This window comes from Ramlibacter monticola (assembly GCF_016722785.1).
Taxonomy (GTDB): Bacteria; Pseudomonadota; Gammaproteobacteria; order Burkholderiales; family Burkholderiaceae_C; genus Ramlibacter; species Ramlibacter monticola.
In genome coordinates this window covers 243,018-258,575 of record NZ_JAEQNE010000002.1, presented here as the reverse complement: position 1 = coordinate 258,575, position 15,558 = coordinate 243,018, and the positions used below count along the sequence as shown (strand labels likewise).

At 70.0% G+C, this 15,558-nt stretch carries 11 protein-coding genes; 4 read left to right on the top strand and 7 right to left on the bottom strand.

The features are described 5' to 3' along the window. Window positions 1–49: 49 nt before the first annotated feature. Window positions 50–865, bottom strand: coding sequence for an ABC transporter substrate-binding protein (locus JJ685_RS09155; RefSeq protein WP_201673945.1), 816 nt, complete (start codon window positions 863–865; stop codon window positions 50–52). After that, window positions 865–1,752 (bottom strand): metal-dependent hydrolase, encoded by an 888-nt coding sequence (locus JJ685_RS09150; RefSeq protein ID WP_236598854.1) that lies wholly within the window; start codon window positions 1,750–1,752, stop codon window positions 865–867. Before JJ685_RS09150 ends, JJ685_RS09155 begins: the two co-directional genes overlap by 1 nt. A 105-nt stretch (window positions 1,753–1,857) precedes the next feature. Here JJ685_RS09150 and JJ685_RS09145 point away from each other — a divergent pair, with 105 nt between their 5' ends. The 4 genes from JJ685_RS09145 (at window position 1,858) to JJ685_RS09130 (ending at window position 11,308) form a co-directional block, all read left to right on the top strand. Further along, window positions 1,858–2,610, top strand: a complete 753-nt coding sequence (locus JJ685_RS09145; RefSeq protein ID WP_330901735.1) for a heparan-alpha-glucosaminide N-acetyltransferase — start codon at window positions 1,858–1,860, stop codon at window positions 2,608–2,610. Window positions 2,611–2,746: 136 nt separating this feature from the next. Then, window positions 2,747–5,176, top strand: coding sequence for a catalase (locus JJ685_RS09140; protein WP_201673943.1), 2,430 nt, complete (start codon window positions 2,747–2,749; stop codon window positions 5,174–5,176). Between the two features lie 33 nt (window positions 5,177–5,209). Then, a complete protein-coding gene (locus JJ685_RS09135) occupies window positions 5,210–5,686 on the top strand; it encodes a hemerythrin domain-containing protein (protein ID WP_201673942.1) in 477 nt (158 codons plus the stop codon). 267 nt (window positions 5,687–5,953) lie between these two features. Next, on the top strand, window positions 5,954–11,308 hold the full coding sequence (locus tag JJ685_RS09130; protein WP_201673941.1) for a calcium-binding protein: 5,355 nt from the start codon (window positions 5,954–5,956) through the stop codon (window positions 11,306–11,308). 534 nt (window positions 11,309–11,842) lie between these two features. On the opposite strand, the gene JJ685_RS09125 is transcribed toward JJ685_RS09130, so the two are convergent. From JJ685_RS09125 to JJ685_RS09105, 5 genes are read right to left on the bottom strand one after another with little or no spacing between them, the layout of a single operon-like run. Further along, window positions 11,843–12,622, bottom strand: a complete 780-nt coding sequence (locus tag JJ685_RS09125) for a foldase protein PrsA (RefSeq protein ID WP_201673940.1) — start codon at window positions 12,620–12,622, stop codon at window positions 11,843–11,845. A 25-nt stretch (window positions 12,623–12,647) separates the two neighbouring features. Continuing rightward, window positions 12,648–12,932, bottom strand: a complete 285-nt coding sequence (locus JJ685_RS09120) for a BolA family protein (RefSeq protein ID WP_201673939.1) — start codon at window positions 12,930–12,932, stop codon at window positions 12,648–12,650. Further along, window positions 12,932–13,492: a septation protein A gene (locus JJ685_RS09115; RefSeq protein WP_201673938.1), complete on the bottom strand. Its 561-nt coding sequence runs from the start codon at window positions 13,490–13,492 to the stop codon at window positions 12,932–12,934. Before JJ685_RS09115 ends, JJ685_RS09120 begins: the two co-directional genes overlap by 1 nt. Continuing rightward, window positions 13,489–13,923 (bottom strand): peptide-methionine (R)-S-oxide reductase MsrB, encoded by a 435-nt coding sequence (gene msrB / locus JJ685_RS09110; protein ID WP_201673937.1) that lies wholly within the window; start codon window positions 13,921–13,923, stop codon window positions 13,489–13,491. The genes JJ685_RS09115 and msrB overlap by 4 nt, the downstream gene beginning before the upstream one ends. After that, complete coding sequence (locus JJ685_RS09105) at window positions 13,920–15,410, bottom strand: protein adenylyltransferase SelO (protein ID WP_201673936.1); 1,491 nt, start codon at window positions 15,408–15,410, stop codon at window positions 13,920–13,922. Before JJ685_RS09105 ends, msrB begins: the two co-directional genes overlap by 4 nt. Between the last annotated feature and the right edge of the window lie 148 nt (window positions 15,411–15,558).

Genomic DNA, 15,558 nt, shown 5'->3' with positions numbered 1-15,558 from the left:
CTCGCGTCGTTTCGGTGGAGCGGCAAGTGCAACCCGCGTGCCACGGCCTTCAGGAACGCGCGCCACCGGGCGGCGCGACGGCCGCGCCCTGGATGCCGTGCTGCTGCAGCGCACGGGCGACGAAGCCGGAAGCTTTCATTTCCTCGATGAACCCGCTGAGCCAGGCCTGCGCCGCCGTGCGCCCCTTGGGCACGCCCATGGCCTGGTGGATCACCATGAAGCGGCCGGGCAGCAGGCGCACGCCGCCCACGCGCCGTGCATCCGCTTCGAGCTGCTGCTTCACGCCGGCGGCGACCTCGAGCTCCTGCTTCAGGAACTCGTCGACGACCACCGGCGAGGTCGGCACGCGCACCAGCGAGGCGTTCTTCAGCTCGCGCGTGAGGAACAGGTCGTAGGCGCTGCCGCGGCCGACCGCGACGCGGGTGCCGGCGCGGTCGACCTCCTCGTTGCGCTGCAGGGCGGAGGCGTTGCGCACCAGGTAGGCGCCTTCGATGATCACGTACGGTGCGGTGTATTCCATGTCCGCGGCTCGCACCGGATCGATGGCGACGAAGGCCAGGTCCACCTGCTTCGCCTTCACCGCCTCCACCACGTTGCCCGCCGAGGTGAAGGTGACCAGTTCGAACGGCAGGTCCAGCCGGCGCGCGGCCTCGCGCGCCAGGTCCACCGACACGCCCTGCGGCGCGCCGTCCGGGCCGCGGCTGGCCAGGATCGGGTTGCCGAAATTGATCGCCGCGCGCAGCTTGCCGCCGCCGCCGAGCTCGGCCCGGGCCGCACCGAGGGACGGCCCCGGCGCCGCCGGAGGGTTGGCGCAGCCGGCGAGGGCGGCGCCCAGCGCCGTGCAGAAGGAGCGCCGGGTGGCCATCAGAAGTCGTACCTTTGGCCCGGCTCCGGCACCAGGATGCGGGGAACCGTCGCCGTGCCCATGGCGGTGACCAGTTCGACCGGCGTGCCGCGCAGCTGGGGCGTGGTGCCGTAGTGGATCGGGATCGCGTAGCGCGGGCGGATCATGTCGCGGATCGCCATCGCGGCGTCCTGCGGGCTCATGACGAAGTGGTTGCCGATCGGCATCAGCACCAGGTCGGGCCGGTACATGTCGCCGATCAGCTTCATGTCGCCGAACACGCCGGTGTCGCCCATGTGCCAGACCTTGAAGCCGTTCTCCATCTCGATGATGTAGCCCACGGGCTCGCCGCCGGGCAGCACGATGTCCTTGCCGGCGGCGTCCTTCCATCCGAGTTCGGACGAGTGTTCCGCGTGCACCGCGGTGATCTTCGGTCCGGTGGGACCCCAGGGCAGGATGGTGCCGCCCTTGCCGAAGCGCGGGGCCAGGTTGGCGGGCAGGATGCCGTAGGTGGCGATCGTCTGGCCCAGCCCGGCCGGGCCGTACAGCGGCGCGTTGTGCATCTTCGCGAGCTCGGGCGCGTCGGCGAAGTGGTCGAAGTGCGCGTGCGTGACCAGGATCGCGTCGACCTTGCCCAGCGCGGCGAGGTCCTTCCATTGCGCCGGTGTCTTCGGGTTGGTCTTGAGCCAGGGATCGATCACGATCACCTTGCCGCCGGGCGTGGTGATGCGGGTGGTGGCCTGGCCGAGCCACAGCACCTCGGTCTTGCCGGCGACGTGCGGGGCGTCGCCCGGCAGCACCTGCAGCGCGGGAATGGCGGGCGGCGTCGTGCCGAACATGGGCGGCGTGCCGCACCCGGCGAGCGCGGCCAAGGCAGCAGTGCAGAGCAGGGATCGGAAACTCGTCATGGTGCTCCTTCTTGTTGGCATGCCAACCGCGGAATGGCCGGCATCGGGGCGATTGGAACGTCCGCCCCCCGGGGCGTCAATCGGGCGCGCCACTACACTCGGCACGTGCCCGCCGTCCCCACCAGCCGCCGCTTCGACCGCATCGATGCCCTGCGCGGCGCCGCCATCGTCTGGATGACGGTCTTCCATTTCTGCTACGACCTCAACCACTTCCGCTGGATCCGGGAGAACTTCCTCCACGACCCGTTCTGGACGCGGCAGCGCACCGCGATCGTGAGCCTGTTCCTGTTCTGCGCCGGGCTGGGCCAGGCGGTGGCCTGGTGCCAGGGGCAGGGCTGGCCGCGCTTCTGGCGGCGCTGGGCGCAGGTCGCCGGCTGCGCGCTGCTGGTCACGCTCGGCTCCCGGTTCATGTTCCCCACCAGCTACATCTACTTCGGCGTGCTGCACGGCATCGCGGTGATGCTGGTGATCGTGCGGCTCACCGGGCGCTGGGGACCGTGGCTGTGGCCTGCGGGCCTGGTGGCGATCCTGCTGCCGCTGGCGGCGATGCCGGTGCACGTCCACTTCGGCAACCTGCACCTGCTCAACGAGCGCTGGCTGAACTGGATCGGCTTCGTGTCCCTGAAGCCGGTGACGCAGGACTACGTGCCGGTGCTTCCCTGGCTGGGCGTCATGTGGTGGGGCATGGCCGCGGGGCAGTGGCTGCTGCGGCACCGCCCGGCCTTCGTGCAGGGAACGATCCCGCGCGCCTTCGCGCCGCTGGCGTGGCTGGGGCGCTGGAGCCTCACGTGGTACATGCTGCACCAGCCCATCATGATGGGCGCCCTGATGCTGCTGGGGATGGCGCTGCACCGCTAGGCGCGCCATCGACATTGCCTATCGGTGCGATAGCCGTCCTTCGCGCGGCAATCAGCGCGCTCCTACAAGGGAGGTCGCACCGGCCCCGTACCTTGGCGGACCGGCAATGTCGCCGCACTCGCAGGGATCCCTCGCCATGCCCAGGAAGAACGGGGCGAAGCCGCCCGCCAGCCCGGCCGCCACCAAGGCCGCCGCGCGCAACACCGACAGCGGACCGGCCGCCATCGCCGCCGACGCTCCCCGCGACCTCGCCGCCCGGAGGATGGCCGACACCCAGGAACTCGTGGCCGGCATGCCCCACAACGCCAACAAGGCGGCCGAGCATGGCTTCGCCAACGGCACCCGGCCGCCGGTCGGCCAGGGCGTGGAACCGCCCTCGCGCCTGCCGGGCGCGAGCACGCTGTCGGAGGCCAACGACTCGGACAAGACCGGCACCGCCGCCCTCGACGGCCTCAATTCCAGCACCGACACGCTGGACCGCGTGCGCGTGGACTCCGGCGGCCGCGCGCTCACCACCAACCAGGGCGTGGCGGTCGCGGACAACCAGAACTCGCTGAAGTACGGCGTGCGCGGCCCCGTGCTGCTGGAAGACTTCATCCTGCGCGAGAAGATCACGCACTTCGACCACGAGCGCATCCCGGAGCGCATCGTGCACGCGCGCGGTTCCGGCGCGCACGGCTTCTTCGAGTGCACCACGCCGCTCACGCGGTACACGAAGGCCGCGCCCTTCCAGTCGGCGGGCAAGCGCACGCCCGTGTTCGTGCGCTTCTCCACCGTGCAGGGCGAACGCGGCTCCAAGGACACGGCGCGCGACGTGCGCGGCTTCGCCACCAAGTTCTACACGGAGGAGGGCAACTGGGACCTGGTGGGCAACAACATCCCGGTGTTCTTCATCCAGGACGCGATGAAGTTTCCCGACCTCGTGCATGCCGTGAAGCCCGAGCCGCACCACGCCATGCCGCAGGCCGCCAGCGCGCACGACACCTTCTGGGACTTCGTGTCGCTGATGCCCGAGTCCACGCACATGCTGATGTGGGTGATGAGCGACCGCGGCATCCCGCGCAGCTTCGCCACCATGCAGGGCTTCGGCGTGCACACCTTCCGGCTGGTCAACGCGCAGGGCGAGTCGGTATTCTGCAAGTTCCACTGGTCGCCGGTGGCCGGGACGCATTCGCTCGTGTGGGACGAGGCCGTGAAGATCTCCGGCGCCGACCCGGACTTCCACCGGCGCGACCTTTGGGAGCGCATCGAGGCCGGGAACTACCCCGAGTACGAGCTGGGCCTGCAGATCTTCACCGAGGAACAGGCGGAGCGATTCAGCTTCGACGTCCTCGACGCCACCAAGATCATCCCCGAGGAACTGGTGCCGCTCACCCCCGTCGGCCGCCTGGTACTGAACCGCAACCCCGACAACTTCTTCTCCGAGACCGAGCAGGTGGCCTTCTGCACCGCGCAGGTGATCCCCGGCATCGACTTCAGCAACGACCCGCTGCTGGCCGGTCGCATCCACTCCTACGTGGACACGCAGATCTCGCGCCTGGGCGGCCCCAACTTCCACGAGATCCCGATCAACGCGCCCCTCGTGCAGGTGCACAACAATCAGCGCGACGGCATGCACCGGCAGGCGATCTTCCGCGGCCGGGTGGCCTACGAACCGAACTCGCTGGCCGGCGGCTGCCCCTTCCAGGCCGGGGCGGCGCAGGGCTTCGTGACCGTGCCCGCGCGCATCCGCGCCGAGGAGGAGCAGGGCAAGGTGCGCGCCAAGCCGGAGAAGTTCGCCGACCACTACACCCAGGCGCGGCTGTTCTACGAGAGCCAGACGCCGGTGGAGCAATGCCACATCGCCAACGCCTTCCGCTTCGAGCTGAGCAAGGTGACCGTGCCGGCGATCCGCGAGCGCATGGTGGCGTCGCTGCGCAATGCGTCGGAAGACCTGGCGCTGAAGGTGGCGCAGGGCCTGGGCATGGACCCGTTGCCCGATCCGCTGCCGGCGGCGCTGGCCGATCCGGCGCCGCCGGAGGTCACGAAGTCGCCCCCGCTGTCGCTGCTGGCGCGGCCGGGCGACGGTTCGATCAAGGGCCGCAAGGTGGCGCTGCTGGTCGCTCCCGGCGTGCGGGCCGCGCCACTGCTGCAGGTGCAGCGGGCGCTGCTGGAGCAGGGCGCCATCGGGCGCCTGGTCGGCCCGCGGATCGGCCCCATGGCAACGGCCGACGGCGAGCCGGTCGAAGCCGATGCGTCGCTGGAGAACGAGCCCGGTTTCCTGTTCGACGCGCTCGTGCTGCCGGACGGGGCCGAGGCGATCGCCGCGCTGGCCCGGAATGGCCACACCGCGGAATTCATCCGCGACCAGTTCCGCCACTGCAAGACGATCCTGGTGCTGGGCGCGGCGCGCGAGCTGCTGCCGCTGGCCGGACTGCCGCCTTCCTTCGACAAGGCGCAGGCGCAGGGCGGCACCGGGCTGATCCTGGCCGGTGAGGGCGAGGAGCAGGCCGCCACCGAAGCCTTCCTGCGGGCGCTGGCGAAGCACCGCCACTTCGGCCGCGAAATGGACCCGCCGCTGGCCTGAATCCGCATCCCTTCCACCAGGACCCGAAACCCCATGCCCCCTGTTGCCATGAAAGACGCGTGCGACCTGCTCGATGCCGACCACATCGCGGTCAAGCACCTGTTCGTCGAATACGCCCGCCTCGCGATGGCCGCCCCGGCGGCCGTGGCCGAGCGGCAGCCGATCGCGGCGCGCATCTGCGCCGAGCTGACGGTGCACGCGAAGATCGAGGAGGAGATCTTCTATCCGGCGCTGCGCGCAGCGATCGCCACGCCCGAACTTCTCGATGTGGCCGAGGCCGAGCACCAGGAGGCCAAGGAGCTCATCGCGCAGATCCAGGCCGCGAAACGGGCCACGCCGGCGGTCGACGATCTCGTCAGCCAACTGGCCCGTGCCGTCGAGCAACACGTGAAGGAGGAGCGGGACGACCTGTTCCCGAAGGCGCGCTCCGCGGCGGGTCTCGACCTGGAGGCGCTGGCGGCGCGCTTGACGGAGCGGCAGCAGGAGCTGCAGGCGGCGGTGAGACGCTGAAGCCGCGGCTCGCGCTGCCGGTGATCCGGACAAGACAAAGCGGCCGCAAGACGCGCCGGGTTCGCCAGGGGCTTGTTCGGCCACCGGCGCTGCCGCCACCTTGCGCAATTCTTGTGGCGTGGTCGGAAGCGCCGCTCCGCAGCGCGCGGCCCGAGCTTGCGCGCCATCAAGGTCCCGCGGCTGCCGTCGTCCATGCTGGGAGAACCGGCAGCACAAGGCCTGCGTCCGGCGCAGCCTGCTTGCGCACCGGCAATCCGGGAGCAAGCCATGGCCACCTATGCGTTCACGAGTGTCGCGGGCACCAGCATCGCCTTCGACCCCGCAGTCGACACACTGAGCTTCGGTCCGGGAATGGGTGCGCTGGGGCTGTCGCTTGCAACGGCGGGCGCCGACACGATCGTGTCGCAGGGCGGCGCTGCCGTGCGGCTGCTCGGGGTTGCGGCGCCGTCGCTCGCCGGGACGCAATTCGTGTTTGCGGATGGCTCCGTGTACCGCCAGGGCGGCCCCGGCGACGACGCGCTGGGTGGAACGGCGTCCGCGGACCAGTTCGACATGCGTGCCGGCGGCAACGACAGGGTCTCGGCGGGTGCGGGCAACGACGTGATCCGGGCGGGGGTGGGCCTGGGCGACACCGACGTGTTCCGCGGCGGCGGGGGTTTCGACGAACTGCACCTCGGCGGCAACTATGGCGCTGCGGTGCCGTTGCGCACGCTGACCGTCACGGAGATCGAGCGCTTCGTGTTCGAGCCGGGCGGGACGGTGCGGCTGCGGCTGAATGACAACGTCTTCGCGACCGCCACGGGCCCTGTGTTCTTCGATGCCACCGCCCAGGGGCCGGGCGACGGGCTGTACCTCGATGGCAGCTCGCTGCTCTCGGCCGTGCAGGCCCAGGGCGGGGCGGGCACCGACACGTTGCTGGGCGGCAACGCGGACGAGGGCCTGTCCGGCGGGGGCGGCGCGGACACCCTGGAAGGCGGCGCCGGCAGTGACACCCTCACCGGCGGCGAGGGTGCCGACCAACTGCGTGGTGGCGTCGGCAACGACACGCTGGAGGGCAGCTCGGGAGACGACGTGCTGGACGGCGCGGCGGGCGACGACGTGCTCCGGGGGGGCGCGGGCAACGACGTGCTGGAGGCCGGCGCGGGCAACGATGCCCTCGACGGCGGCGACGGCAACGATGTGCTGATCGGCGGGAGCTACTTCCTGTTCGGCGGTGCCCCCGGAACGGACACCCTGGCGGGCGGCGCCGGTGACGACGTCCTCTACGTGCGCCCGGGCGACGGGGCCTACGCGCGCGATGGCGCCATCCTCTCTGGCGGCACCGGAGCGGACCGCTTCGCCTTGACCTACGCGAGCACAGACGGGGAAGCGAACTGGGCAACGCTGTTGCATGATGTCAGCACGGTCGCCGCACCGGTCCGCATCGCGGACTTCGATGCAGCCGATGGAGACCTCCTGCGGACCGGCATCACCGATGGCATGTTCGAGGGCCGTCCGGTGATCTGGCGCGGCACGCCCGCGGCCGGCTTCAAGGCCACCCTGCACCAGAGCCTCTCGCACGCCGGCGCCGATCCGGCCGAGTCGGACTTCTACGGCCTCTGGGCTTTCCATGACGCGGCCCAGGCCCAGACGGTGCTGTTCGTCGACAGCAACTTCAGCTTCGCCGTGGATGCGGGCGACACCAAGTTGGTGTTCGACGGCAACGTCGCGCTTTCGCCCGAGAGTTTCACGCCCGGCACCTTTGCCGGACCGGAGCATGTCGGCACTTCGGGCGCGGACACGCTGGTGCTGACGGCCGCCGACGACCTGACCTTCGGGCTGGCGGGCAACGACCTCCTGGAAGGGCTGGAGGGCAAGGACACGCTCAACGGCAATGCTGGCGACGATACGCTCAGGGGCGCTGCCGGCACCGACAGCCTCTTCGGCGGCGCCGGCGCGGACGTGCTGGACGGCGGTGGCGAGGCGGACATCCTGAATGGCGGAAGCGGTGCCGACACCCTGTCTGGCGGCGACGGCGACGACCGGCTGTACGCGGACGGCCCGGTCCACTCCGGAACGACGCTCTGGGACTGGGACGCTGCCGACGCCGTGAACGTCCTCCAGGGGGATGCCGGCGACGACTGGCTGCAAGGCGGCGCGGGCATCGACTCCCTTCACGGCGGCGACGGGGCGGACACTCTCGATGGGGGGCTGGGGAACGACAGCCTGGACGGTGGCACGGGCAACGACGTGCTGCGTGCCGGCGCGAGCCTCGCGTCCACCGACCTGCTGGCGGGCGGCGAGGGGGACGACGTTCTCCAGGCGCAGGGAGGGCGGGTGGTCCTCACCGGCGGTGCCGGCGCGGATCGCTTCCTCCTGGTCGACGTGGGTGTCGCCGCCGACATCATCGGCTCCGGCTTCAGCCCCGTCAGCGCGCCCGCACGCATCACCGACTTCGACGCCGCGCAGGGCGACCTGCTGCCCTCGGGGATCGCCAATGGCCTTCACGGCTCCATCCCGCTGGTGTGGCGCGGCGAGGCTGCAGCGGGTTTCACGGCCAGCCAGGGCGAGCGGACGACGCTGGCCGGTGCCGGCATGGCCGGAACGCGTTTCCTGGAGTTCTGGACGATCCATGACACGGCGGCCCACGAGACCGTGCTGTTCGTCGATTCCGACCGCAACCTGCGCGTCGATGCCTCCGACCTGAAGGTCGTGTTCGACGGGAACATCGAGCTCACTCCGGCCTGCTTCACGCCCGGAACGTTCACGACGAAGTTCGGTACGCCGGGCGCCGATGCGAACACCACCCCGCCGCTGTCGGCTGGGCCGGACGTCGCCTTCGCGCGCGAAGGCGACGATCGCCTGGACGGCCTGGCGGGGAACGACGGACTCTGGGGCGAGGCGGGGAACGATCGTCTTTCCGGCGGACCCGGCGACGATGCCCTCGACGGCGGCGACGGCGACGACACGCTCGATGGCGGCGACGGCATCGACTGGCTGCAAGGCGGCGCCGGGAGCGACAGCCTCCACGGCGGGATCGGCGCCGACGACCTGGACGGCGGCCCGGGTTCCGACGTCCTGTTCGGGGAGGGGGGCGACGACCGGCTCTGGGGCGGCAGCGATGGCGACACGCTCGTGGGCGGCGAAGGCGACGACGTCCTCCATGGCGGCGAGGCGCAACCCTGCTGGCCCGCCGGGCTGGCGGGCGCGCAGGCCGGCGCCGGGTCGTTCGCGCCCGCGCAGACCGTGCTCACGGGCGGGCCGGGCGCCGATCGCTTCGTGTTCGCCTACGCTCCCTACGACGCGAGTGACTGGAACATCGTCGCCCACGCCACCAGCCTCGTCGCGGCGCCGCAACGCGTCACCGATTTCGACGCTGCCCAGGGTGACCGGCTGTACTCCGGCATCGTCGGTGGCACGGCTGCCGGCGCTCCCCTGGTGTGGCGCGGCGAGGCAGGCGCGGGCTTCACGGCCACGGCGGGCCAGGGCATGGCGTTGGCGGGCAGCGACCCCGCCGACCCGCATTTCCTGGAGTTCTGGACCTGGCATGACGAGGCGAGCAACCGTACGGTGCTGTTCGCCGACCGCAACCGGGACTTCGTCGTGGACGCCTCCGACCTGAAGATCGAGTTCGACGGCCTGGTGGCGCTGACGCCCGGCAGCTTCTCCGCCGGGACCTTCCAGGCCAGGGTGGGCAGCGCGGGCGCCGATACCAACGCGAGCCTGCCTGCGGGCAGCGGGGACGACATGCTTTTCGGCGGCAGGGGCGGCGACCGGTTCAGCGGTGCCGGCGGCAACGACTTGCTGGGTGGCAACCAGGGCGCCGACGTGCTGAACGGCTCGGCCGGTGACGATGTCGTGCTGGGGGGCGCCGGCGACGACGTCCGCTACGGCGCGGATGGCAACGACAGGCTCGCTGGCGGCTCGGGCTGCGACTCGCTCGACGGCGGCGCCGGCAATGACACGCTGCTCGCGGCGGACCTGCAGGACTTCCTCGGCGACAGCGTCGACGATGCCGACGCCGACACCAACAGGCTGATGGGCGGCACAGGCAACGACTTCCTCTCCGGTGCACGGAGCAGCGACCTGCTGTATGGCGGCAGCGGCGACGACACCTTGTCCGGCGGGGACGGCGCGGACCTGCTCGATGGCGGTGACGGCATCGACCGGATGGCAGGGGGCACCGGCGACGACACCTACGTGCTGCGCGCCGGTGACGTGCTCGTCGAATCAGCCGGCGAGGGCATCGACACGGTCCTGAGCGATCTCGGCACGTTCACGCTGGCGCCGGAAATCGAGAACGCCACGGTCCTGGCGGCGGCGGGCGCCGTGGTGTGGGGCAACGCGGTCGACAACAGGCTGATGGGCGGCGCAGCGGACGACGAACTCCATGGCGCAGGCGGCAACGACTGGATCGACGGCGGCGCTGGCAACAACGCACTGGCCGGCGGCGCGGGCGACGACACTTACGCGGTGCGCTCCGCCGGCGATGTCGTGACCGAGGCGGCGGGGGAGGGAAAGGACGTCGCCTGGAGCCATGTCGCCGCCTTCGTGCTGCCCGACAACGTGGAGATCGGCTGGATCGGGCGCTCCACGGGGGCCGCGCTGACCGGCAATGCCGGCGCCAACGCGCTGTACGGCGCAGCCGGCCGCGACACGCTGGACGGCGGCCGGGGTGCCGATGCGATGGCCGCAGGCGCTGGCAACGACACGTACTACGTGGACGATGCGGGGGACGTGGTCGCGGAGTCGGCCGACGCCGCGCTCGGCGGAGTGGATACGCTCGTTTCGAGCGTCACCCGCACCCTGGGGGCCTACCAGGAGAACCTGACCCTCGCCGGCACGAGCGCCCTCGACGGTACGGGCAACGCACTCGCCAACGTGCTGACCGGCAACGAGGCGGCCAATATGCTCTCGGGCGCTTCCGGCAACGACACGCTCTGGGGCGGCGGCGGCAACGACGTCCTGCAGGGCGGGGCAGGTGCCGACCGCATGGCGGGCGGCAGCGGCGACGACCGCTACTTTGTGGACGACGCTGGCGACCTCGTCGTCGAATCCGGCGCTGCCGGCGGTGGCCATGACACCGTCCTCGCCAGCATCAGCTACAGGCTGGGCAACTACCTCGAGAAGCTGACGCTCTCGGGCAGCAGCGCCATCGACGGCACCGGCAATGCGCTCGCCAACCTGCTGACGGGCAATGCCGCCGGCAACCGTCTCGCGGCAGGCGCGGGCAACGACACGCTCCAGGGCGGCTGGGGGAACGACGTTCTCGACGGAGGCAGCGGTGCCGACCGGATGACGGGCGGCACCGGGGCCGACCACTTCCGCATGGCGCATGCTTCCGACATGGGCAGGAGCCGCGGAAGTTGCGACGTCATCACCGACTTCCTGGGCGCGGAGGGCGACCGCATCGACCTGTCGGGAATCGACGGCAACACGGCGCTGGCCGGCCTGCAGCCGCTCGCGTTCATCGGCACGACCGCGTTCAGCGCCACCGATGCGAGCGGGCAACTGCGCTGCGAATTCGACGCCCGTGCCGGCGTCGCGATGGTGTACGGCAGCACTGACGCGGACGCCGCGCCCGAGTTCGAGATCGAACTGGTCGGCGTGACCGCCATGGCCGCAGCCGACTTCATCCTCTGATCCCGGGCAGGTTTCGACGCGCCGGGGGCATGCGCCTGAGCCGTTTAACGCATCCTTCGCCGATCTGCGGGAGGGGGTGAAAGCGAGTACGGCGAAGAGCGGTGGTTCGAATTGGCGCTGTCAGCCGCTGGCTCGATTCGTTGCCAGTGGGCCGGACCAGGCAGCTTCCCTCGCGCACCTGCATCTTGCGGGGACGGCTTGCGGCGCGCGTCAACGGAGCCGCTGCGCGCGAACCTGGCGCGGCGCAGGACCAGAGCGGGGCTGTCCGGCTCGGCGACATAAAGGAGGAGGCGCGGGCGCGGCGCTCACCCCGGGGCGCGTCTCTCATCCGCGCCGGGGGACAGTCGCAGAGACGGACAGCCCCGTTCTGGTCCGGCAAGAAAGCCACCGCGCACCCGTGGATTTCCCTCATCCGGCGGAAATGAACCTAGGTCCAGCAGCCTCCCCGGAGATCGGCGAAGAACCAAAAAAAAGCGGCCCAGGGATGGGCCGCCTCTCTGGTCCCCGCCTGCACGGGGGTGGGGGAAGCAAAGCTTATTCGACCTTCGCGGCCTTGCGCAGGCTTTCCTGGAACTGCGCCAGCTTCTGCTGCTGCAGCTGCTGCGCGATCTGCGGCTTCACTTCGTCGAACTTGGGCATCTGGGCGTCGCGGATGTCGTCGACGCGGATCACGTGCCAGCCGAACTGGGACTTCACCGGCGCCGGCGTCGTCTCGCCCTTCTTCAGCTTGATCATGGCCTCGGCGAATTCGGGCACGTAGCTGCTCGGATTGGCCCAGTCCAGGTCGCCGCCATTCTGGCCGGAGCCCGGGTCCTTGGACAGCTTCTTGGCCAGTTCCTCGAACTTCGAGCCCTTCTTCAGGTCGGCGAGGATCTTCTTGGCCTCGTCTTCCTTCTCCACCAGGATGTGGCGGGCCTTGTATTCCTTGCCGCCGCTGGCCGCCACGAACTTGTCGTACTCGGCCTTCACCTCGGCATCCGTCACCGGGTTCTTCTTCTGGTAATCGGCGAACAGCTCGCGGATCAGGATGGTCTGGCGGGCCAGCTCCAGCTGAGCCTTGTAGTCGTCGCTGGCGTCCAGGCCGCGCTTCTGCGCTTCCTGCATGAAGATCTCGCGCGTGATGACCTCATCCTTCAGCTGGCCCTGCATCTCGGGGCTGACCTGGCGGCCGGCCTTCGCCAGCTGGGCCGACAGCATCTCGACGCGTTCCTTGGGAACCGGCTTGCCATTGACGATGGCCACGTTCTGCGCCGCGGCGGGCAAGGCGAGGCCGATGGAGGCCGCGGCGACCGCGGTCAGGAGCACTTTCTTCATGGGGTATCCCTTGGAACGGAATCAGTCAGGTTTCGGAGGTTTCGATGGCCAGCGCGTGAACGCCGCGCTCACGGGCTATATAGTCGCGCAGGGCATCATACACAAGGCGATGGCAGGCAACCTTGCTCATCCCTGCGAACCGCGGCGCCGCCACGCGGACCCGAAAATGGGTGCCGACGCCGGTGCCGTCCTGGCCCGCATGCCCCAGGTGCGCTGCGCTTTCGTCCAGCACTTCGACCCGGGTGGCGCCCAGTTGTTCCACCAGGCGCGCGCGCAGCGCCTCCGCGGTGATCCCCGTTCCGACCGCCATCACGAATCCCGCGCCCCCGCCTCGGCCTGCTTGCCGTCCTTCATGTAGCGGCTCAGGTAGAGCGCCTGGGCGATCACGAACAGCGCCATCAGCCCCAGCCCCCCGAACAGCTTGAAATTCACCCAGGTGTTGGTGTCGAAGTGGTAGGCGACCCAGAGGTTCAGCACGCCCATCACCGCGAAGAACGCCACCCAGCTCCAGTTCATCGCCCGCCAAGCCGGGTCGGGCAGTTCCATCTGCGAGCCCATGAGCGACTTGAGCAGATTCTTGCGGAAGAACAAAAGGCCGCCTGCCAGCGCACCGCCCATCAGCCAATAGAGCACGGTGGGCTTCCACTTGATGAAGGTCTCGTCGTGGGCCAGGATGGTCGCCCCCCCGAACAGCACGATGATCCCGAGGCTGAGCCACTGCATCGGTTCGACCTTGCCGCGGGAATACTTCAGCCAGGCGATCTGCGCGATGGTGGCGACGATCGCCACGCCCGTCGCCACGTAGATGCCCCCCAGCTTGAAAGCCACGAAGAACAGGACGATGGGAAAGAAGTCGAGGAACAGTTTCATTCAGGCTTTCCTGGCGCCGGATGGAAATCGAGCGAGGCGGAGTTCATGCAGTAACGCAACCCGGTCGGCGCCGGGCCGTCGGGGAAGACATGGCCGAGATGGGCCCCACATTGTGCACACACGGTCTCGGTGCGTACCATCCCGTGGCTCGCGTCCTGGATTTCCCGGATCGCACCGGGCACGGCCAGCGAAAAGCTGGGCCAGCCGCAGCCGGCGTCGAATTTGGTGCCCGCATCGAACAATTTGGCGCCGCAGCAGATGCAGTGATAGCTGCCGTCGGCCCAGACCCGCTCGTACTTCCCGGTGAAGGGGCGCTCGGTGGAGGCCTGGCGGGTGACCTGGTAGGCCCCGGGTTCGGCGCCTTTCTGCGCCAGGATCGCCTTCCATTCGGCGTCCGTCTTCTGGATCGGGAAGTCGTCTCTGGATGTCATGAGGAGCAGCTGATCTCGATGTGGGCAGCCCAGTCGGGCGGGAAGCCGGCCTTGTCGTCGTCTCCGGGATGGTCCTCGAAGGGCGACTGGACGAGGCGCAGCAGGGCTTCGACCTCGGAAAAGTCGCCGAGTTTCGCCTGCCGTATCGCGAGTTCGCACAAATGGTTGCGCAATACGTAGTTCGGGTTGGTACGCAGCATGCCCTGGGAGGCCGCCTGGCGGTCGTGCGGCAGGCGCGCCTCGTAATGTAGTCGCCAGCCGTCGAAGCCCTCCCGGTCCAGGAACAGGTCGCGCACGGGATCCAGCCCGTCGCCCGCCACGAAGCGCGACAGGCGGCGCCAGAAGACCGGGTAATCTACCCGGTCCGCGGCCAGCAGTTTCAGGATGCCTTCCACCAGTTCGCGGTCGCCCGGCTGTTCCTCCCCGAGCCCCAGTTTGGCGCGCATGCGCATTTCCAGTTCGCGCGGAAAGACCGTCTTGTACGACTCCAGCGCGGCCAGGGCCAGTTCCTGGTCGGCGATCAGCGGCAACAGGGCCTGGCCGAGGCAGAACAGGTTCCAGTAGGCGACGTTGGGCTGCCGGTTGTAGGCGTAGCGGCCCGTGTCGTCGCTGTGGTTGCAGATGTGGTCCGGCACGAAGGCATCGAGGAACTGGAACGGCCCGTAGTCGATGGTGAGCCCCAGGATGCTCATGTTGTCGGTGTTCATCACCCCGTGGCAGAAGCCTGCCGCCTGCCACTGCGCCACCAGGGCGGCCGTGCGCTCGCTGACCTGTTCCAGCAGGGCCGCGTACGGGTTGCCGGCCAGGCGCGCGCCCGCGCGGCACTCCGGATAGAAGGTGTCGATCACGTAGTCTGCCAGCTGCCGCAGCGGTTCTTCCTGGCCGCGGGCGGCGAAGTGCTCGAAGTGGCCGAAGCGCACGAAGCTGGGGGCGACCCGCGTGACGACGGCTGCCGTCTCCACCTCCTCGCGCCGCACCGGCTGCGGCGAGCCGGTCACGACCAGCGCGCGGGTGGTGGGGATGCCCAGGCCCTGCATGGCTTCGGAGCACAGGTACTCCCGGATGCTGGAACGCAGCACCGCACGGCCGTCGCCCATGCGGGAATAGGGCGTGCGTCCCGCGCCCTTGAGCTGCAGTTCCTGCACGCCGGCGGGCGTGGCGATGCCTCCGAGCAGGATCGCACGGCCGTCCCCGAGCTGGCCGGCCCAGACGCCGAACTGGTGCCCGCTGTACACGCTGGCGAGCGGCCGGCTGCCTTCCAGCGGCAGGTTGCCGGTCCAGGCCGCGACGCCGGGGGGGCTGGCAAGCAGGGCGGGATCCAGTCCCAGCTCCCGCGCCAGGGGCACGTTGAGCGAAACGAGATGGGGCCCGGCCAGGGGGGTGGGCGCGAGCTCGGTGGAGAAGGAAGGCCCCAGTTCCGCGAACCCGTGGTGCCAGCGCACGCCGAGCCGCAGCGCCTGTGCGCTTTCCGCGACAGCATCATCCATCGGGCCATTGTCCCCTGCGGGCCATCTCCGATGCGTCCTAGGGGAAAGACTTAGCACCGGGCCGGGCCCGTCGGTCAGAATGGTCCGGCCGAGTACCTGAAGGGCCGGACAGAGAGGGAGGAAGAAGCAATGAGAAAAAATTCGGGTC

Bases quoted from the DNA above. Each gene is read 5' to 3' on its own strand.
- JJ685_RS09105 (WP_201673936.1), bottom strand. From the start codon at position 15,410: ATGGATGATGCTGTCGCGGAAAGCGCACAGGCGCTGCGGCTCGGCGTG.
- JJ685_RS09125 (WP_201673940.1), bottom strand. From the start codon at position 12,622: ATGAAGAAAGTGCTCCTGACCGCGGTCGCCGCGGCCTCCATCGGCCTC.
- JJ685_RS09140 (WP_201673943.1), top strand. From the start codon at position 2,747: ATGCCCAGGAAGAACGGGGCGAAGCCGCCCGCCAGCCCGGCCGCCACC.
- JJ685_RS09150 (WP_236598854.1), bottom strand. From the start codon at position 1,752: ATGACGAGTTTCCGATCCCTGCTCTGCACTGCTGCCTTGGCCGCGCTC.
- JJ685_RS09155 (WP_201673945.1), bottom strand. From the start codon at position 865: ATGGCCACCCGGCGCTCCTTCTGCACGGCGCTGGGCGCCGCCCTCGCC.
- JJ685_RS09130 (WP_201673941.1), top strand. From the start codon at position 5,954: ATGGCCACCTATGCGTTCACGAGTGTCGCGGGCACCAGCATCGCCTTC.
- msrB (WP_201673937.1), bottom strand. From the start codon at position 13,923: ATGACATCCAGAGACGACTTCCCGATCCAGAAGACGGACGCCGAATGG.
- JJ685_RS09135 (WP_201673942.1), top strand. From the start codon at position 5,210: ATGCCCCCTGTTGCCATGAAAGACGCGTGCGACCTGCTCGATGCCGAC.
- JJ685_RS09115 (WP_201673938.1), bottom strand. From the start codon at position 13,492: ATGAAACTGTTCCTCGACTTCTTTCCCATCGTCCTGTTCTTCGTGGCT.
- JJ685_RS09120 (WP_201673939.1), bottom strand. From the start codon at position 12,932: ATGGCGGTCGGAACGGGGATCACCGCGGAGGCGCTGCGCGCGCGCCTG.